Raw genomic sequence first — 18,290 nt, forward strand, 5'->3', positions numbered from 1 at the left:
GTTCCAGAAGAGGAGGAGCGCCGGCGCGCCTGCGCCGGCCGTTGCAGTCGCGATCGCCCGCTGCGGTCGCGCAATGCGCCGAACCGGCCTGATCAGGCCGGTTCGGCGTGCGGGCTCTGGTCCGGCGCGAGCGTGGCCGGTGGTGGCGCCACCAGCGACGCGGCCAGCCCAAGCAGCTTGACCGGATCCACTGGCTTGCCCAGGTGCGCATCGAAGCCGGCCTCCAGAGCCAGCGCACGATCCTCGCTGCGCACGTAGGCGGTCAGGGCAATGGCCGGGATGCGGCTGGCCGCACCGGCGCCGCGGCTGCGGACGCTGCGGATCAGGCTGTGGCCGTCGCGGCGCGGCATGCCGACGTCGCTGACCAGCAGCGCATACGGCCGCTCGCGCAGCAGCGCCTCGGCATCGTCGGCGCAGACCGCGGTCTCGACCACGGCGCCGGCCTCCTGCAGGAAGCGCTGGGTGACGCCGCGCGAATCCATGTCGTCGTCCACCACCAGCACGCGCACGCCGTCCAGGCGAATGCCGCCGCGGCGCAGCGCGCCGCCGGACAGCGCCGCGTCGTCGCGGCGGATCGGGTCCAGGCTCTGCAGGTCGTTGCGCGGCAGCAGCAGGGTGAAGGTCGCGCCGAGGCCGACGCCATCGCTGCTGACCGACAACTGTCCCTGGTGCAGTTCGGCCAGTTGCTTGGCGATCGCCAGGCCCAGGCCGAGACCGCCGGCGCTGCGCGTGCTGCTCGCATCGGCCTGACGGAAGCGGTCGAACACATGTGGCAGGAACGCCGGGTCGATGCCGATGCCGGTATCGCTGACGGCGATGCGCACATGGGTGCTGGTGCTGTCCAGGGTCACCGTGACCGTGCCGGCGCTGGGGGTGAACTTGATCGCGTTGCCGATCAGATTGGTCAGCACCTGCTGCAGCCGCACCGGATCGCCCAGATAGGGCAGGGCGGTGGCCTCGTCGGCGACCAGCACGATGTCGACACCCTTGTTCTGCGCGCCGGGGCGGGCCGCATCGATGGTCTCGCCGAGCAGTCCGCGCAGGTCCAGGTCGTTGGGCTCCAGGTGCACCTTGCCGGACAGAATCGCACTCATGTCCAGCAGGTCGTCGATGATCTGCGCCTGCGAATGGGCGCTGCGTTCGATCACCTCCAGACCCTTGCCCAGATCCTTCTCGCGTACCGCCTCGTCCTGCATCAACCGCGACCAACCCAGGATCGCGTTGAGCGGCGTGCGCAGTTCGTGGCTGAGCGTGGCCAGGAATTCGTCCTTCATGCGGCTGGCGCGCTCGGCCTCGCTGCGCGCGCTCTGCTCGGCGGCGAGCAGCTGCTGCAGGCGCAGGTCGGTACCGCGGCGCTCGATGATGATGCCGGCCAGGTGCGAGGCCGAGCGCGCCAGGTCCTGTTCGTGCGGGTTGGGGTAGTGCACGAACGGGTGGTACAGCGCGACCACGCCCAGCACTTCGCCGTCGCTGGCCAGGATCGGCGTCGAGCAGCAGGCGATGATGTCCGCTTCCATGGCCACGGCCAGATAGTCCTGCCAATGCGGATTGACCCGCACGTCGCTGCACAGCACTTGTCGGCGCAGGTAGGCGGCGCGTCCGCAGCAACCGGTGTTGGGACCGATCGGCAAGCGCTGCACGGCCTTGCGGAAGCCTTGCGGCATGCTTGGCGCGGCCCCCTCCAGCAGGCACTGGCGGTGCTCGTCGACCAGCATGATGGTGCAGCGCAGGCCGACATCGCTCTGCGACTCGATGCCGCGCGCGATCGCCTCCAGTACGGCGTTCAGCGGCTTGCCGGTGGTGATCATCTCCAGCGCCGCACGCTCGGCGGCGGTGGCGTTCTCGATGCGCTTGCGCTCGGCGATGTCCAGCAGCGAGCCGATGAAGCCGAGGAACTGGCCCGACGAGCTGAAGCGCGGTGTGGCGGTGTCCACGCACCAGCGGTATTCCCCGTCGTGGCGGCGCAGGCGGTACTCCACGGTGTAGGCGCGACGATCCGCGCAGGCGCGCGCCAGGGTACGGCCCACCGTGGCCAGGTCGTCGGCATGGATCATTTCCTGCCAGCCGCTGCCCAGCGCTTCCTGCTCGCTCTGCCCGGTGAACAGATACCATTGGCGGCTGATGTATTCGCAGTCGCCATCGGCATTGGACATCCAGATCATGACCGGCGCGTTGTCGCACAGCTGACGGAAGCGCAGTTCGCTTTCCTGCAGGCGTTGCTCGACCAGGCGGCGGTCGTGGATGTCGGTGTTGGTGCCGATCCAGCGCACGATGCGGCCGCTGTCGTCGCGGATCGGCAGGGCGCGGCCGAGGTGCCAGCGGTACTCGCCATCGTGGCGACGCAGCGGATACTCGATCTCGTACGGTTTGCCGCTGCGCAGCGCCTCCGGCCACACCTCCATCACCCGCGCCAGACCTTCCTCGGTGTGCACCTTGCGCCAGCTGTCGTAGCCGGCCTCGCCAACCGGCAGCCCGGTGTACTCGTACCAGCGCCGGTTGAAGTAGTCGACATGCCCATCCGACGTGGAGGTGAACACGATCTGCGGCATCGCATCGGCCAGCTCGCTCAGGCGTGCGGCACTGCTGGCCAGTTCACTTTGCGCGCTCGCGCGCTCCATCGACTCCCAGCAGCGCGCTGCGACCAGCCGCACCAACTCGATCTCGGCCGAGGTCCACACCCGCGGATGGGTCTGGTGCACGCCGATCGCCGCGACCAGGCGGCCGGCCTTGTGCAGCGGCGCGGTGAGCACCGCGCGCATGCCCAGCCGGCGGTAGTTGGGATCGTCCAGGCGCATCGGCGGCTGGTGGGTCTCGGTATCCTGTACCACCCATGGGCGGCTTTCGCGCATGCACTCCAGCAGATCGCTGCCGAAGTCGCTGAAGCGCGAGCGCCCGGTCAGGTGCGAGGCGCCGTCGACATAGTCGGCGCGCACGTCGAACACGTCCTCATCGGCCTCGACGATCGCGTAGGCGCAGCGGTTGGCGCCCAGGTGCTGGCCGAGCAGGGCGGCACCGGTCTCGCAGATGGCTTCGGTGCTGTGCAGGTTCTGCAGGGTGTCCTCGAGCATCAGCAGGAAGCTGTCGTGCGCCTGCGCGCGCGCCTGCTCGGTGCGGTCGATGCCGTGCACCAGGATCCCGCTGACCCGGCCCTCGGCGTCGTGCATCGGCTGGTACACGCATTCCAGCGTGGTTTCCGAGGTCGCTTCGTGCGGGCTGCGGCACAGGTGGAAGGTCATCGACTCGTCGATGAACGCCTGGCCGCTGGTGCGGACGTTGTCGAGTAGGCCGATGACGCCCTGCTGCTGGATTTCGGGAATGGCCTCGGTCAGTAGCCGGCCGACCACGTCGCGTGGTCCGATCAATTGCTGGTAGCGCCGGTTGACGGTCTCGATCACGTAGTCCGGGCCGCGCAGGATCGCCAGCGCCGCCGGCGACTGCTCGAACGCGTCGGCCATCTGCGCGCGTTGCGCGTCCAGCGCCTTCAGTAGCGTGTCGCGTTCGCGGGCCAGGGTGATCCGTGCGGTGTCCTCGGTGCACACGCACAGCACGCCGGCGATGCGGCCCTCGTCGTCGAACAGCGGGCTGTAGGAGAAGGTGAAGTACACCTGCTCGCTGTAGCCGTTGCGCATCATCTTCAGCGGGATATGTTCGTTCCAGGTCGATTCGCCGCTGGCCATCACCTGGTCTGCCTGCGCCCGGACCTCCGGCCACACGTCCGGCCACACCTCTTCCATCGGCCGGGCGAAGCCCTGCGGATGCCGCAGCCCGAGGATCGGCACGTAGGCGTCGTTGTAGAGGTTGAACTGGCGCTCGCCCCAGCGCACCGCCATCGGGAACCGCGAGTTCAGGCAGATCGACAGCGCGGTGAGCAGGCTCCGCGGCCACTGCTCCATCGGGCCCAGTTCGTGCTCATGCCAATCGATGGCGCGCAGCAAGGCGCCCGTGACGCTGCCGGCGGGAAACCGGACAGGAGGCGGCGAACAGTCCTGGGCGTTGATGGCTGAGTCCCTCGAATCGTCCCCGCCAGGCGGCGGGCTTACTGCCGAGGATTCTCAGGGGCCTGCGGTCGTCTTGGCGTGAGCGTCCTGCAATGCCTTGATCAGCTGCTCGGACAGGTAGGGCTTGGTGAGCACCACGCCGGCGGTAAAGGCGGGAGGCAGGGCGTCGGCCGCCACCCCGGTGGCGAGCACGAAGGGGGTGCCGCGTTCGCTCAGCGCCCGCGCCACCGGCTCGCTGGTTTCGCCGGCGGAGAGGCGGAAGTCGAGCACGGCCCGGTCCGGGCGTTCGCTGTCGAGCAGGGCAAGGGCCTGCTGCACGGAGGCGGCGACGCCAACCACCTCGGCACCGGCCTGGGCAAGCTGCAGCTCGAGCAGCGTGGCGTTCATCTCGTCGTTCTCGACCACCAGGATACGCAGGCCCCGCAATGCCGACATCGCTTGCTCGTTAAGGTTTGGGAACGGAAAGTATAACGGGACCGTCACGGCCGCCGCCTAGACAAACGACGAGAGGAAAATGAAGCGTTTACCTGTGATCGCCGTCAATGCGCTGTGGTGATCGCGCAAAAAACAAACGGCAGCCGAAGCTGCCGTCAGTCCTGGTGCCGAAGGTGGGACTCGAACCCACACGCTTTTAAGGGCGGCGGATTTTGAGTCCGCTGCGTCTACCGATTCCGCCACTTCGGCGCGGCCGCGGAGTATAGCCGACTGTTCGCCCGCGCCGCTAGCGATCCGTTCTTGCGGTTGTCGGGGCCGGACAGGTGAGGGCATAGCGGAGGCTGTGGTGGTGTTGAGCCGCTCTCTGCACCTGCGGTGCGTCCTATATGTGTGGTGCGCCGTTGCAACCCCCTTGCCGCGCGCTTGCCACGCACGCCCTTTGCGTTGTGCCGATATCGGCAATCGCGGGCGATCGGTGGCGACGCGGGCGCAGCGCGATTCTGCGCTACGCACCGCGCCAGACGCAGCTCGCAGCAATGGCTTGGCGTGAGCCGTGCGCCCTGCGCAAAGCAGGGGCGCGAGTCGATTCCAGAGGGCGTGGCGATGGCCTTTGCGATGTCGCGAACGTTCCGCAAAAAAACGCTTGCGTGTGCCGATCACGATCGTTAATATTCCGCTCCTCGCAGCACGTGGGGCCATAGCTCAGCTGGGAGAGCGCTTGCATGGCATGCAAGAGGTCGCCGGTTCGATCCCGGCTGGCTCCACCAACTTTTCGGACATAGGCCGTCCGCAAAGGCGACACCGTTACACAGCGTCCCCATCGTCTAGAGGCCTAGGACATCACCCTTTCACGGTGGCGACCGGGGTTCGAATCCCCGTGGGGACGCCATTTTCGCAGGAATTCCTCGCGCGCATCCGGGTTCGGCTCTGCCGAACATGTTGAGTGCGGGGTTTGTACATCGGAAGAAAGTCGGGTATGATTCCGCTTCTGCCAGTACACGTGGGGCCATAGCTCAGCTGGGAGAGCGCTTGCATGGCATGCAAGAGGTCGCCGGTTCGATCCCGGCTGGCTCCACCAACTTTTCGGACATAGGCCGTCCGCAAAGCAACATCGTTATCCGCGTCCCCATCGTCTAGAGGCCTAGGACATCACCCTTTCACGGTGGCGACCGGGGTTCGAATCCCCGTGGGGACGCCATTTTTCGAAAACACCCGGCATTGCCGGGTGTTTTTTTATGGGTGTTGTGGGCGTGGGCGGTGAACGGAAGAGCGCCGCAGGGCGTGTGCTTCAAGCGGTGGATTGCTTGCATCTTCGAACAATGGCTTTCTTCTGAGTGCCTGCTTGCATCCATGGTGCGTGGCTGCTCCCGTACCCTCACCCCAACCCCTCTCCCGAGGGGAGAGGGGCTTTGCTTCTCCCTTCTCCCTTCGGGAGAAGGTGCCCCGCAGGGGCGGATGAGGGTACGGCCGCGCATAGCATTCCAGCCGTCAGCACATACGTCATTTGCATTCCGACCGCGCGTCGCTGCGCTCCGTACCCTCACCGCAACCCCTCCCCCGAGGGGAGAGGGGCTGACGCCCGTTCAGTGCAGCAGCCGGCGGATCTGCAGGATCGCCTGCGGCGTGCGTTGCACGCTGTGCCCGGAGACGATCACCGTTTCCGAGGCGGCGCCGGGCAGGTGGGCACTCCAGTACGGCACGATGCCGTCGCTGGACTGCGCCAGCGGCACGCGCGGATCCTCCTGCCCGATGATGGAGTGGTAGGTCACCTGCGGCGAGATCGGCAACTGCGCCGCGGCGAGGATGAAGGGATCGCGGTCGCTGAGGCTGTCGATGCTGTTGGGCAGTGCGCCGAGCCTGTCCTTGCCGGCGATGTCCTTGAACTGATCGAGGACGCGCCGGGGCAGGCCGATCACGGCGCGCGCCAGTTCGCCGACGGTGCCGGCGGCCTCGGGCGTGCCGCGCTGCGGCGTGGCCAGGAAGATCGCCTCCGACACTTCCGGCATCGGCGCGAAATGCAGCATCTGTCCGAGCCTGTCCTGCAGCGCCTGACGTGCCTGCGGATCCAGCTTCGTTTCGTCGAACAAGGTTCGCCACAGGCGCTCGCCGCCGCTGGAAGACACCATCAAGCGCGCCAGCACGCCGCCCATGCTGTGTCCGATCAGCACCATGTCGTGTGCGGACACGCTGCGGCGTTGCGGATCGAGCTGATCCAGTGTCTGCTGCAGCGCCGTGCGAACCTGCAGGTGGGTGTAGGGGATCGGCAGGTTGGTCGGGTAGTACACCAGCCAGATCTGGTAGCGCGCGCGGACCTGCGGATCGCCGAGCAGGTCGTTGGCCAGGTTCACCCAGGCCTCCGGGCTGCTGGCCAGTCCGTGCAGCAGCACCAGCACGCGCCGGTTCGGATCGTAGGGCTGGGTCAGGAACACATGCGGCCGGTCGATGCCGTGCCCCAGGCCGAGCAGGGTACGCAGCGATTGCGCGGCGAAGCCGGCGCGCGCCATCCACACGCCATAGCCGGCGCTGAAGTTGGCCGCCAGCGGCACGTCGACACCGCCCATCGCCACCCGCTCGCTGACCGAGGGGTCGTGGACCTCCACGTGCGCGGTGTGGCTGGCCAGCACCTCCTTGAGGCTGCGGCCGTCGAAGCGCAGCAACACCGTGAGGTTGGGCGTGGGCATGTCGCTGTAGGCGGGCGCGGCATCGGCGTCGCGCGTGGCGTCCGCCGGCTGCGGCAGGACCGCGACCATTTCCGCGCCGAAGCCGTCGCGCCGATACACGCTGCGCAATCCGTCGAAGCGCAGGTCGCTGGCCACGAGCATCGCCTTGGGCATCGGCATGTCCTGTGGGCTGCCCACGCTGGCATCCAGCGTCACCGTCCAGTGGGGCAGGGCGGCGATCTGCGCGTCGGCGTCGTGCGTGGCGGGCGGATGCTGTCGGTAGCGTGCGAACAACGCGGTCACAGCCTGCTGCACGGCGTAGTTGTAGTAGTCGCGCACTTGGGTCTGGCGTTCCTCGAAGGCGCGTTCGCTGGGCGTGCGTCCGCTGAAGAACAGGTAGGCGTAGGCGTAGCGCGCGGTCTGCAGCCAGGCCGCCAGCGTGGCGTCGCTGTCCGGTCGTTGTCTGGCGGCACGCTGCGCGGCCAGGAGCGATAGTTCCGCTGCCGTTGCCAGGACGCGTTCCTGGTCCAGGTCGGCATTGCCGAGCAACTGGTCGATGCAGGGCGGCACCTTTGCCGTGCAGCTTGCCACGTCGAGCCCGGCGACGTTCAGCGTTTGCAGGGCGGCGTCGCTGGGGCGCGCGGCGCTCAGCGCGTCGCCGCGCTTGGCCTGGATGTAGCGCGCCGCATCCACGCGCTGCACGGTGACGCTGGCGCAGCCGCCCGCACACAGTGCCAGCCCCAGCATCGCGCAAGCGAGGATTCCGCGGTACCAGCGCTGCCGCCTCATGCCGTGGTCTTCGCCGGCATGCCAGCACGGCGCGCGAACAGCAGGTCGTACAGCACGGGGATCACGCCCAGGGTCACCAGCGTGCCCAGGGCCAGGCCGCCGATCATGGTGATGGCCATGCCGGTCCACAGCGGGCCGGCGAACAGCATCAGCGGGATCAGGCCGACGATGCAGGTCAGCTTGGTCATCACGATCGGGCGCAGGCGCTTGACCGCCGCGGCGATCACCGCCTCGTGCCGGGGCAGGCCATCGGCCAGTTCGGCTTCGATCCGCTCCAGCAGCAGCACCGCGTTGTTGACGATGATGCCGGCCAGCGCGAGCAGGCCGAAGGTGGCCATGAAACCGAACGGATAGCCGGTGACCAGCAGGGCGAGCGTGGCGCCGATCAGCACGAACGGAATGCTGGCGACCACGATGAACAGCTTGCGGAACGAATTGAACTGCCACACGAACAGCAGCAGGATCGCGCCCAGCGCATGCGGCATGTATTGCAGCAGCGCCTGGTTGGCTTCGGCGGCGTCCTCCAGTTCGCCGCCCATCTCGATGCGGTAACCCGGCGGCAGGCGCAGTGCCGCGACCTTGTCGGCCAGTGCGTCCACCACCTGGTCAGTGGTCAGGTCCGGGTTGCGGCCGGTGATGGTGATGGCGCGGCTCAGGTTGCGGCGCTGGATTGTCGAGGGTTCCGAACGCAGCTGGATGTCGGCGATCGCCGCCAGCGGCAGCGGCGCGGCGCCGGAGGACGGGTAGATCGGCGTGTTGCCGGGATTGCCGCCGCGCGCATCCTGGGCGCCGTCGCCGCGCAGCACGATCGGCACGTTAGTGCCATCGTCGTGGATCACCGAGGCGTCCACGCCGCCGTAGCGCAGCTGCAGCGCCTGGGCGATGTCCTCGCTGGCGACGCCGGCGCGGCGTGCCTTGGCCTGGTCCACCTGCACCACGTAGCGCGGAATGCGGCTGTCCCAGTCGTCGCTGACGTCGAGCGTGCCGGGCAGGGCGCGCAAGGCGTCGGCGATGCCGGCGGCGAGGCGGCGCAGTTGCGCCTCGTCCGGGCCGATCACCCGGTAGATCGCCACACCGGATTCGGTCGAGCCCAGCGAAAAGCGCTTGGGCTCGGCGCGCACCGCCGGGTAGGCCTGGCGCAGGTGGGTGCGCACCTTGGCGATCAGCGCGTCGATGTCGCTGCCCGGCCGCACGCTGACGGTGAAGTAGGCGATGTTGGCCGCCGGCAGCGGCGGGTTCAGCCCGAGCACGATGCGCGGGCCGCCGTCGGCGACGTAGCCGATGCTGTCGACGATCTGCGGGTTCTGCCGGCGGTCGGCCAGCCACTGGCTGATCGACTGCACGGTGCGCAGGGTCTCGCGCGCATCGCTGCCCGGTTGCAGGGTTACCGGCATCTGGAACTGCAGGCGGTCGGACTTGGGCAGGAAGCTGTACGGCACCGAGACCAGCACCGTCACCGCCAGCGCAAGGAGCGCCAGCATGCTGCCCAGGAACAGCGCCTTGTGCGCCAGCAGCGCCTCGATCGCGCGCCGGTACAGGCGATACGGTCTGGACGTATAGGTATCGCCGTGGCCGGGCGCGGCATGCGCGCGGGCGAAGTACATGCACAGCAGCGGGGTGATGGTGATGCTGAGTAGCCACGAGCCGAGCAGGGTCACCGCCAGCACGATCGCCAGCGAGCGCATGTATTCGTTGGTGCTGGTCTGGCCGAAGAAGAACGGCGAGAACGCCAGCACGATCACCAGCGAGGAAGTCAGCAGCGGGATCGCCAGGCTGCGGCCGGCGGCCTCGCAGGCGGCGCGACGTTCCTCGCCGGCGGCAAGGCGCCGCTCGATGTCCTCGGCGATGACGATGCCGTTGTCCACCAGCAGGCCCAGCGCCAGGATGATCGCGGCGATGGACACGGTCTGCAGTTCCACGTTCAGCGCCCGCATCGCGATCAGCGCGCCGAGGATGGTCAGCGGCACGATCGCGCCGACGATCAGGCCGGTGCGCCAGCCGAGGAACAGCATCACCACCGCCATCACGATGACGATGGTCTCGCCCATGACGTGGTGCATCTTGCCCATCTCGCGCTCGACCACGTCGGCCTGGAAGGTGACCACGTGCTGCGCGAAGCCCACCGGCAGCGCCTTGGCGGTCTCGCCCAGGGTGCGTCGCAGCGCCTTGCCGACCTCGGCGACGTTGTTGCCCGGGGCCATCGACACCGCCACCACCACCGCCGGCTGGCCCTGGTAGATGGCGCCGGCCTCCGGCGGATCCACCGGCATCAGCTCGATCCGCGCCAGTTGCGACAGCGGAATCTGCCGCGGGCCGTCGGCGCCCTGCGTCGCGATCGGGGTATTGCGCAAGTCGTCCAGGTCGCGCACTTCGCCGGAGGTGGTCACGGTCATCGCCATGCCCGACGCGGCGACCAGGCCGCCGCCGGCGACCACGTTCTGCGCGCGCAGTTGCTGCGCGACCGCGGCCGGGGTGAGACCAGCCTCGCCCAGTTTGGTGCGGTCGAAGGCGACATAGACGCGCTCGTCCTGCAGACCGTGGAAGGTGACCCGCTCGACGCCCGGCACGGCATACAGTTGCGCGCGCATCTGCCGCAGCGGCCCGAGCATCTCGGCGGTGTTGAAGCCGGGTGCGGTGACCGCGATCGAGGCGATGGCGACGCGGCCGAAGTCGTCGTCCACCAGCGGCCCCTGCGTGCCCGCGGGCAGCTCGGCGCCGGCTTCGGCGGCCTTGCTGCGCACACGCTGCCACAGTGCCGGCAGGTCCTTGACGCTGTCCTGCGCGGTGACCTGCACGATGGCGCTGCCGGGATGGATGGTGGTGACGATCTTCTTCAGACCGCTGACCTCGCGCAGCCGTTCTTCCAGCGGGCGCGCGAGCAGGTTTTCCACGCGTTCGCTGGGCATGCCGGGGAAGCCGACCTGCACGATCGCATCGCGCACGGTCACGCTGGGTTCTTCCTGCGAAGGAAAGCCGAGGAAGGTGACGATGCCGCCGATCAGGATCAGGGCGGCGCTGAACAGCGCCAGGCGGCTCGATTGCAGGGTGGCGCGGGTCAGGTTCATGGCGAGGTGGTGCCGAGGCGGGTGGTGGGACGGAACGGCACGACGTGCTGGCCGTCGTGGAGGAAGGCGGCGCCGGCGGCGACGATGCGTTCGCCCGCGGCAAGGCCGCGCAGGATCTGCACGCGGCCGCCATCGGCGTGCCCTGCGACGACCTGGCGGCGGCGTACGCTGCCGTTGTCCTGGCGGTACACGAACACCATGGTCTGGCCATCGGCCATGCTCGGGATCAGCGCGCTCAACGGCACGCTCGGCGCCTGATTGGCGGCGCTGTCGGGCAGGGCCAGCAGCAGCGATTCGCCGCTGCGCGGCTGCGCGGCATCGGTGCCGGTGCTGTCGAACAGCGCCTGCACGGTGGCGCCGCCGTCCACGCGTTCGGACACGCTGCGCAGGCTTAGCGGCAATCCCTGCTGCGGCGCGCTGCTGCGGTAGGCGAGGACGCGCTGGCCGGGTTGCAGCGCTGCCGCGCGATCGGCCGGCAGCGTCGCCAGCACCTGAGCGCGATCCGCGCCGTCCAGTTGCAGCACCGGCTGGCCGGCGCTGACCAAGGTGTCGGGCTGCTGCAGCCGCGCCACCACACTGCCGTCGAACGGCGCACGCAGTTCCGACTGGCGCACCGCGCGGCGCGCCAGCGCCAGGTCCGACTGTGCGCTGCGGACCCGCGCCTGCGCCGCGGCGAAGGCGCTCTTGGCGGCGGTCAGGGTCGCGGCGGAGGCGGCGCCGTCGTCGAACATGGCCTGCTGCTGGGCGAGCTGGGTCTGTTGCTGCTGCAGGTCGGCCGCGGCGATGCCGACGCCGGCCTCGGCCTGCTGCAGGCGCAGGCGGTTCGGCTCCGGATCCAGGCGCGCGAGCACCTGTCCGGCGTGCACGCGGTCGCCCACGTCCACGGCGATGGTGGCGATGCGGCCGCCGCCTTCGAAGCCGAGATCGGCACGTTGTTGCTGGCGCACCTGGGCGAGGTAGCGGGTGCTGTCATGCACGGCGTCGCTGCCGACGGTTTCCAGCTTGACCGCGCGCGGCGCATCGGCGGGCGGCGCGGCCTCGTGGTCGCAGCCGGACAGCGTCAGCGTAGCCAGCGGCAGGCACAGCATGAGAAGCAGGGTGGGGCGCAGGGTCATGGTCGGCGGTGTCCCGGAAGCGATCAGAAGGTGTAGGTGACGGTGGCGCCGCCGCCGGCAGCGGCACGGCGACGCACCACCGGGCTGCCATCGGCGGCGCCGACGTAGCGGGTGGCGTTGAGCAGCAGCGAGGCGGTCCAGTGCGGCGACAGGGTGTGATCCCATTCGGCACCGACCGTGTAGACGTACACGCCGGCATCGGCACGGTGCGGTTGGAAGCCGCTGGCCAGGCTCTGCGCATCGGTGACGCCGAAGTACGCCTGGTTGAAGCGGCGGTCGCCGAAGTGCGCGTCAAGGTCCAGGGTGACGTTGTCGGCCGCGGCCTGCAGCAGGGTGAAGCGCGCCCCGGCGCGATAGCGGTTGCGGCGCGCGCCGTCCTTCAGCGCGAACTCGGCTTCGGCGTCCAGCGCCAGGTACGGGGTCAGCTGCTGCATGACCAGGCTGCGTGCGGTGATCGCGCCGGGCACGTCGCCCATGCCAGCCAGGCTCTTGGAGCCGGGGCGCCAGCTGCTGTTGCGCTGCAGGCGGCCCAGGTCGTAGCCGAACGACTGGCTGGCGGAGAAGCCGTGCGCATTCTGGAACTGCACGCCGGCGCCGCGCACCGTGTCGACGAACAGGATGCCGCGCTGTACCGAGAACACCGGCACCGCTTGCACGCGATCGTCGGCGGCACCGGGATAGCGCGGGGTCACCATGGCGCCGGCGCCCACGCTCACCTGCGTGCGGTCGCCGAACAGGCCGGCGCTGGATGCCGGATCGGAATCTGCGGCGTGCGCGGCCGGTGGCAGCGCCAGCAAGGCCATGGTCAACGTGGGCGAAAGAACGGACAGGACATGTTTCATCGGGTCAACCTCGTGCGGTGGGGGAAAGGTCAGGGCGCGTGCGGCAACGGCACGCCGTAGAACGCGCGGAACAGCGCGATGCGATCGAGCAGCAGATCCTGGCGCGCCTGCAGGTGCGCCAGTTCGGCCTGTGCGGCCTGGATATCGCCTGCCAGGAGCTCGGGGCGGTCCTGCAGGCCCTGCGCCACGCGTTGTTGCAGGCGCGCCACGCGCTGGCGTTCGCGTTCCAGGTTGGTGCGTTCGCCGCGCTCGCGCTGTTGCAGCGCCGGCAACGCATCCAGCGCATCGGCCACCTCGCGGAACGCCGCTTCCACGGTCTTCTCGTAGTCGGCCACCGCGCCGTCCTTGCGCAGCTGCGCGAGATCCAGGTTGGCGCGGTTGCGGCCGCCGTCGAACAACGGCAGCAGCAGTTGCGGCATGAAGCTCCAGGTGCGGCTGCCGGGCATGAACAGGCCGTTCAATGCCTCGCTGGCGGTGCCCAGCGAGGTGCTCAGGCGGATCGACGGGAAGAACGCGGCGCGTGCGGCGCCGATGTCGGCATTGCGCGCGCGCAGCTCTGCCTCGGCCTGACGCACGTCCGGGCGCTGCAGCAGCAGCTGCGAGTCGAGGTCGCGCCAGGCGTGGCCGTCGTCCTGCTCGGCGCGGGGCAGCAGATCCTGCAGGGTGCCGGCGCCATCGGGCGTGGCGTAGCCGGCGAGCAGTTGCAGGGCGCGGCGGGCGGCGGCGTGGTCGCTGCTAGCTTGCTGCGCGCGCGCCTGGGCCTGGTCGTCGTCGTGGCGCTGACGGTCCAGCGCATCGCGGGAGATCAGCCCGACCGACTGCTGGCGCGTGGCGATCGCCAACAGTGCGGCGCTGCGTTCGGCGATGGTCTGCGCCTGCTGCTGGCTCTGCAGGGCGGCGCGTTCCAGCGTGTAGGCGCGCAGGACCTCGGCGATCAGCGCACCGCGCGCCGCCTGTCGACCATCCTCAGAGGCCAGGTAACGCTGCTGCGCGGCCGCCGACAGCGAGGCCAGCTTGCCAAACAGATCCAGTTCGAAGCCGTCCACGCCGACCGCGACAGTGCTCAGCTTCTGCCCGTAGCGCGCCTGCGTGGCCGCGTCGTCGTAGCTGCGGCGCGTGCCCTGGGCATCGAGGCCGAGCTGCGGCAGCTGCTGCGCGCGTTCGATGCGGTACTGCGCGCGCGCCTGCTGCACGGTCAGCACGGCATTGCGGAAGTCCGGGTCGTGGGCCAGCGCCTGGGTCAGCAGCGGGGTCAGGTCGTGCTGTGGCGAGAACGCCTGCACGAACTGCTGTTCCTGCTCGGTGAGCGCATTGTCGCTACGGTTCGGGGCGGCAGCCTCGGTCGCAGTGGTCGCGCCCAGCGTGGGCGGCAGGGCCGCTTGCGGGCGCTGGTAGACCGGCGCCAGGGAGCAGCCACCCAGGACGAGCGCGAGCAGGCCGAGCAGGGCGCCGGTGCGGCGCGGGCGGAGCAGCAGGAACGGTAGAATCATGGCGGCGGTCGGTGATCGAACTCGACTGCCAGCATGGGCGGGCATGTTCAAGCCGCCTTCTAGGAATCTTCAAGATTCCATCAAGACGCGAAATACAGGCACCAGGCAATGCACGCGAAGAAGATCCTGCTGGTCGAAGACGATGCCGACAGCGCCAGCATCCTCGAGGCCTACCTGCGCCGCGACGGCTTCGAGGTCACCATCGCCGAGGACGGGCAGAAGGCGGTGGCCGTGCATGCGCAGTGGAAGCCGGACCTGGTGCTGCTGGACGTGATGCTGCCGCGGCTCAGCGGCACCGAGGTGCTGTCCACGATCCGCCGCAGCAGCGATACCCCGGTAATCATGGTCACCGCGATGGGCGACGAACCGGAAAAGCTCGGCGCGCTGCGCTACGGCGCCGACGACTACGTGGTCAAGCCGTACAGCCCCAAGGAAGTGGTGGCGCGGGTGTATGCGGTGCTGCGTCGCGCCGGGCCGGCGCGCGCCAGCGAGGAGCCGCTGCGCCACGAGCGGCTCACCGTGGACACGGCGGCGGTGCGCGCCACCGTGCGCAATGCCGATGGCCACGAGGTGGCGCTGGAACTGACCCCGACCGAGTTCAACATCCTGTCGACGCTGATGAAGACGCCGTTCAAGGCCTTCACCCGCAGCGAACTGCTGGAGATCTGCCTGCCCGACAGCGATGCGCTGGAGCGGGTGGTGGATGCGCACGTGCATAACCTGCGCAAGAAGCTGGAACACGAACAGGTCACCGGCCTGCTGGTGACGGTGCGCGCGATCGGCTACCGCTTCCGATGAACTGGGCCTGGTTCCGCCGCAAGCGTCACGTGCCGCTGTGGCAGTGGGTAGGCCTGCGCATGAGCGCGCTGGCGGTGCTGACCATCATCGCGATCGCGCTGGGCATGCTGCTGCGCTTCGCGATCTGGGATGCCTCCACGCTGAGCCGCCTGCCGCCGCAGGCGCGGCAGGAGATGCTGCAACTGCGCGAGGATCCGCACAGCAACGCGCGGCGCCTGTGGGAACTGTTCGAGACCTACTACGACGTGGCCGATTTCCTGCCCGGGCTGGCCAGCCGCGACTGGCTGCTGCTGGCGGGCATGATCCTGGCGTCGATCCCGGTGATCGTGGTCTGCGGCCTGCTCGCGTCACGGCCGTTGTCGCGGCAGTTCTCCAACGTCGCCGAGGCGGCGCGGCGGATCAGCGACGGCGATTTCGCCGCGCGTGCGCGGGTGGTACCCGGTGCACCGGACGAACTGGCCGGGCTGGCCATCGACTTCAACGGCATGAGCGCGCAGCTGCAGCAGTACGAACGCGAGGTGCGCGAGTCCAGCGCGATGCTGGCGCACGAACTGCGCACGCCGCTGAATGCGGCGATGGGCCGGGTGCAGGGCATGCTCGACCAGGTGTTCCCGAGCAGCGAAGAGCAGCTGCGCATGGTCCAGCGCCAACTGGAGCAGATCAATCGCCTGGTCGGCGACCTGCACCTGCTGTCGATGGCCCGCGCCAACCAGCTGATGCTGGAACCGCAGCGGTTCGCGCTCGGCGCGCTGGTCCGCGAACGCCTGACCTGGGCCGCGCAGCCGCTGCAGGAGGCCGGCATGCAGGTGCAGGTGCGCATTCCCGAACAGTTGTACATCAGCGCCGACCGCGATCGCCTGGGCCAGGTGCTGTCGGTGCTGATCGACAATGCGCTGCGCTACGCCGCGGTCGGCGGCGAACTGGCGCTGGAGGCGCAGGCCGCTGCCGATGGCGTACTGATCCGCGTCGACGACCGCGGTCCCGGTGTCGACGAGGAAGCGCTGGCGCGGATGGGCGACCGTTTCTGGCGTGCCGACGACTCGCGCGCCCGCCATTCCGGCGGCAGCGGCCTCGGCCTGTCGATCGCCGCGGCCATCTGCCATGCGCACGGTGGCGCGCTGGAATTCGCCAACCGCGAAGGCGGCGGGTTGTGCGCGCGGGTGCGTTTGCCGCCTGGGTTTCCAGCTGATGCCGGCCCGGGTGGAGGCAACGCGCCTGCGCCAAATCCGCGCAAACGGCAGGTTTGAGATCGGCGCTGCGGTAAAGTCACTGCACGAAGAATGCGTTCAGGACTAGCTTCCACATGAGTACCGCATTGGACACCAACCGCCAGCGCCAAGCCATCCCAACAGGCAAGACTGCCGAAGAATGGCGAGCCATCGAGCACGCCGCCATCCTGGAGCTGCGGCGCCGGGCCGATGAGGCACACGCGACTGTGGTTGCGTTGCTGGATCGGCACGGCAGGGACTTCAACGCCAGGCAGATGGCACATATACCGCGGCGGCTGGGGAAGCGCTGAGGGGCTGACGCGAGGAGCACTGCCGCAGTTCGATTTTACATAAGATACATTATGCGAAATTACATGTTCGCCTGACACGGGCGCGCCTGTATTGGATGCGGCTAGAAACGCGTCAGCAGCTTCTGATTGCCGCGCAGGAAATGCCCCCGTTCCCGCAGACATACACCCCATTTGCCGCGGACAAACGCCGCACATTTCTCGGAGTCTGGACAAGTCGCCCCAGCTTTGATGGAACGACGGAAAAAACGCCCCGGAGTTGACCGGAACAACCGCCAGTACTGAGATCTGGACCTTAAGTTCCAGCACCGCTGTTCCATAGGACGACAAGTTCCTGCAGCTCTGGACCTGGTTCATCAGCGAGCTTCTATCGCTTCGCGGCTGCTTCGATCGCAGCGTGTGCGCGCGCCATCACTTGGTCGTGCGAAATCGTCGGCCGCGTGTCGGCCAGGGCGCGCTCGATCTTCGCCCGGAACCATCAGTCGTAGTCCTCGGCGGCTTCGGTCGACTCAAATTCGGAAACACGGGGATCGAGCTTGGCCATGTTTACTCCAGGATGGAACGAAGGAAAAGCTGCTCCGGATTCGCCAAGATGGCATACCGTTGTCGGTCTGGTGTTCCCAGACCTTAGTAGAAGTCACTGCGGCTTTGTTGGTAGCTCTCGAAGGCTTGCTCGATCTCAGTATCAGTGGGATCTCGGTAGATCGAGCCACTGGACTGTTGCAATCGATGAGTGACACGGTACCAGCCCCGAAAATCGTCGAAGGAAAAGACGAAGCCCGACTTGGCAACAACCTCCTCTGGAGGAAGCACAGGTTCATTCTTTAGCCTTTTCACCACGCCAGCCGCAGCATCTGCTGTCGCGATTGCTGTGCCCTCGCCTTTATCAAGATGGAGGGAAAACGTTGCAGCCCATACATGAGGCAAAGCCTGAGACAACAGCCATGATCGGTACTGCGGATCTAGTTCGTCTGCGAGGTCATTCATGCCGCTTCTCTCTCCCCACGGTTCTGCTTACGATGGTTAGCTAGGGTGTGCGCTTACTCGTGCCATAGCATCAAAGCCCCATGCTGGGCATGGCACGCGACCGGTAGAGACATGCCATGCCACTCGCAATGCCTCTGCATCGACCAAGGCATGGTGTCGTCTAGTCCGAACTGCAGGATGAGCCTCAAAGTAGGCTTCCACCAATGTCGCCGTCGGCCTATCGTGAATGATCTGCACATCCACTGCCCGAGGTGTCGGGCCGCACGCAGAGACTTGGGTATCGGGTAGATCGAAGCCCGCGAGCACGTAGTGCAGAAGCTGAAGATCGTTGGCGTAGTCCGCAAAGATCAGTGGAGCACTTGCGGAGTTGAGAAAACCGCGTAAGCGTCTGGTCATTGCTTGATCCGTCAAGACCGACTTGTCCCGATCCAGCAGTGGATACACGACGCTGCGAGCGAAGTCAGTCGGGCGCGCCGGCAAGATCTCTCGCTCGGCGTAGAGGTAGTCAATGCCGCTCTCAGCCACGAGAGCGATGCTAACGAGCTCAGAGCCTATGGTATCGGCCCATTCGGTATCGAGAAAGAAGCGCATCAAT

At 68.1% G+C, this 18,290-nt stretch carries 12 protein-coding genes and 5 tRNA genes; 7 read left to right on the plus strand and 10 right to left on the minus strand.

Translation table 11 applies throughout. From position 1 onward, the window contains the following. Positions 1-92 precede the first annotated feature (92 nt). The 3 genes from GGR66_RS08035 to GGR66_RS08045 form a co-directional block, all read right to left on the minus strand. Positions 93-3,893: a PAS domain-containing protein gene (locus tag GGR66_RS08035; RefSeq protein WP_255421619.1), complete on the minus strand. Its 3,801-nt coding sequence runs from the start codon at positions 3,891-3,893 to the stop codon at positions 93-95. A gap of 159 nt (positions 3,894-4,052) precedes the next feature. Next, positions 4,053-4,433: a response regulator gene (locus GGR66_RS08040; RefSeq protein ID WP_160967995.1), complete on the minus strand. Its 381-nt coding sequence runs from the start codon at positions 4,431-4,433 to the stop codon at positions 4,053-4,055. A 162-nt stretch (positions 4,434-4,595) separates the two neighbouring features. Then, positions 4,596-4,682: transfer RNA gene (locus GGR66_RS08045), tRNA-Leu, on the minus strand. Positions 4,683-5,124: 442 nt separating this feature from the next. Here GGR66_RS08045 and GGR66_RS08050 point away from each other — a divergent pair. From GGR66_RS08050 to GGR66_RS08065, 4 genes are all read left to right on the plus strand, one after another. Next, positions 5,125-5,200 (plus strand) — tRNA-Ala (locus tag GGR66_RS08050). A 46-nt stretch (positions 5,201-5,246) separates the two neighbouring features. After that, positions 5,247-5,322: transfer RNA gene (locus GGR66_RS08055), tRNA-Glu, on the plus strand. A 113-nt stretch (positions 5,323-5,435) separates the two neighbouring features. Beyond that, a tRNA-Ala gene (locus tag GGR66_RS08060) sits at positions 5,436-5,511 on the plus strand. Positions 5,512-5,555: 44 nt separating this feature from the next. Further along, a tRNA-Glu gene (locus GGR66_RS08065) sits at positions 5,556-5,631 on the plus strand. A gap of 385 nt (positions 5,632-6,016) precedes the next feature. Here the strand turns inward: GGR66_RS08065 and GGR66_RS08070 are convergent. From GGR66_RS08070 to GGR66_RS08090, 5 genes are read right to left on the minus strand one after another with little or no spacing between them, the layout of a single operon-like run. Beyond that, a complete protein-coding gene (locus GGR66_RS08070; RefSeq protein ID WP_255421620.1) occupies positions 6,017-7,840 on the minus strand; it encodes an alpha/beta hydrolase in 1,824 nt (607 codons plus the stop codon). A 38-nt stretch (positions 7,841-7,878) separates the two neighbouring features. Continuing rightward, the gene (locus GGR66_RS08075; RefSeq protein WP_184447893.1) at positions 7,879-10,947 is read right to left on the minus strand and encodes an efflux RND transporter permease subunit; all 3,069 of its coding nucleotides are present in this window, start codon (positions 10,945-10,947) and stop codon (positions 7,879-7,881) included. After that, positions 10,944-12,062, minus strand: coding sequence for an efflux RND transporter periplasmic adaptor subunit (locus tag GGR66_RS08080; protein ID WP_184447894.1), 1,119 nt, complete (start codon positions 12,060-12,062; stop codon positions 10,944-10,946). Before GGR66_RS08080 ends, GGR66_RS08075 begins: the two co-directional genes overlap by 4 nt. 23 nt (positions 12,063-12,085) lie before the next feature. Continuing rightward, positions 12,086-12,904, minus strand: coding sequence for a MipA/OmpV family protein (locus GGR66_RS08085; protein ID WP_184447895.1), 819 nt, complete (start codon positions 12,902-12,904; stop codon positions 12,086-12,088). A gap of 29 nt (positions 12,905-12,933) precedes the next feature. After that, positions 12,934-14,394, minus strand: a complete 1,461-nt coding sequence (locus GGR66_RS08090) for an efflux transporter outer membrane subunit (RefSeq protein WP_160968005.1) — start codon at positions 14,392-14,394, stop codon at positions 12,934-12,936. Positions 14,395-14,502: 108 nt separating this feature from the next. On the opposite strand from GGR66_RS08090, the gene GGR66_RS08095 reads away from it, so the two are divergent. The 3 genes from GGR66_RS08095 to GGR66_RS08105 are packed head-to-tail and all read left to right on the plus strand — an operon-like array spanning position 14,503 to position 16,711. Then, the gene (locus GGR66_RS08095) at positions 14,503-15,192 is read left to right on the plus strand and encodes a response regulator (RefSeq protein ID WP_184447896.1); all 690 of its coding nucleotides are present in this window, start codon (positions 14,503-14,505) and stop codon (positions 15,190-15,192) included. After that, positions 15,189-16,439, plus strand: a complete 1,251-nt coding sequence (locus GGR66_RS08100; RefSeq protein ID WP_255421621.1) for an ATP-binding protein — start codon at positions 15,189-15,191, stop codon at positions 16,437-16,439. Before GGR66_RS08095 ends, GGR66_RS08100 begins: the two co-directional genes overlap by 4 nt. A gap of 56 nt (positions 16,440-16,495) precedes the next feature. Further along, complete coding sequence (locus GGR66_RS08105) at positions 16,496-16,711, plus strand: hypothetical protein (RefSeq protein WP_184447897.1); 216 nt, start codon at positions 16,496-16,498, stop codon at positions 16,709-16,711. Positions 16,712-17,075: 364 nt separating this feature from the next. Here the strand turns inward: GGR66_RS08105 and GGR66_RS21375 are convergent, their stop codons facing one another. Together GGR66_RS21375 and GGR66_RS08110 are read right to left on the minus strand one after the other, a co-directional pair. Further along, positions 17,076-17,171, minus strand: coding sequence for a hypothetical protein (locus GGR66_RS21375; RefSeq protein ID WP_326520974.1), 96 nt, complete (start codon positions 17,169-17,171; stop codon positions 17,076-17,078). A 164-nt stretch (positions 17,172-17,335) separates the two neighbouring features. Continuing rightward, entirely contained in the window at positions 17,336-17,695 is a 360-nt protein-coding gene (locus GGR66_RS08110) for a hypothetical protein (RefSeq protein WP_184447898.1), read from the minus strand. Between the last annotated feature and the right edge of the window lie 595 nt (positions 17,696-18,290).

The organism is Xanthomonas sp. 3498, assembly GCF_014199795.1.
GTDB classification, from domain to species: domain Bacteria; phylum Pseudomonadota; class Gammaproteobacteria; order Xanthomonadales; family Xanthomonadaceae; genus Xanthomonas_A; species Xanthomonas_A rydalmerensis.

Coding starts and splice junctions, on each gene's coding strand:
- GGR66_RS08035 (WP_255421619.1), bottom strand. CDS start 3,893: ATGGAGCAGTGGCCGCGGAGCCTGCTCACCGCGCTGTCGATCTGCCTG.
- GGR66_RS08040 (WP_160967995.1), bottom strand. CDS start 4,433: ATGTCGGCATTGCGGGGCCTGCGTATCCTGGTGGTCGAGAACGACGAG.
- GGR66_RS08070 (WP_255421620.1), bottom strand. CDS start 7,840: ATGCTGGGGCTGGCACTGTGTGCGGGCGGCTGCGCCAGCGTCACCGTG.
- GGR66_RS08075 (WP_184447893.1), bottom strand. CDS start 10,947: ATGAACCTGACCCGCGCCACCCTGCAATCGAGCCGCCTGGCGCTGTTC.
- GGR66_RS08080 (WP_184447894.1), bottom strand. CDS start 12,062: ATGACCCTGCGCCCCACCCTGCTTCTCATGCTGTGCCTGCCGCTGGCT.
- GGR66_RS08085 (WP_184447895.1), bottom strand. CDS start 12,904: ATGAAACATGTCCTGTCCGTTCTTTCGCCCACGTTGACCATGGCCTTG.
- GGR66_RS08090 (WP_160968005.1), bottom strand. CDS start 14,394: ATGATTCTACCGTTCCTGCTGCTCCGCCCGCGCCGCACCGGCGCCCTG.
- GGR66_RS08095 (WP_184447896.1), top strand. CDS start 14,503: ATGCACGCGAAGAAGATCCTGCTGGTCGAAGACGATGCCGACAGCGCC.
- GGR66_RS08100 (WP_255421621.1), top strand. CDS start 15,189: ATGAACTGGGCCTGGTTCCGCCGCAAGCGTCACGTGCCGCTGTGGCAG.
- GGR66_RS08105 (WP_184447897.1), top strand. CDS start 16,496: ATGAGTACCGCATTGGACACCAACCGCCAGCGCCAAGCCATCCCAACA.
- GGR66_RS08110 (WP_184447898.1), bottom strand. CDS start 17,695: ATGAATGACCTCGCAGACGAACTAGATCCGCAGTACCGATCATGGCTG.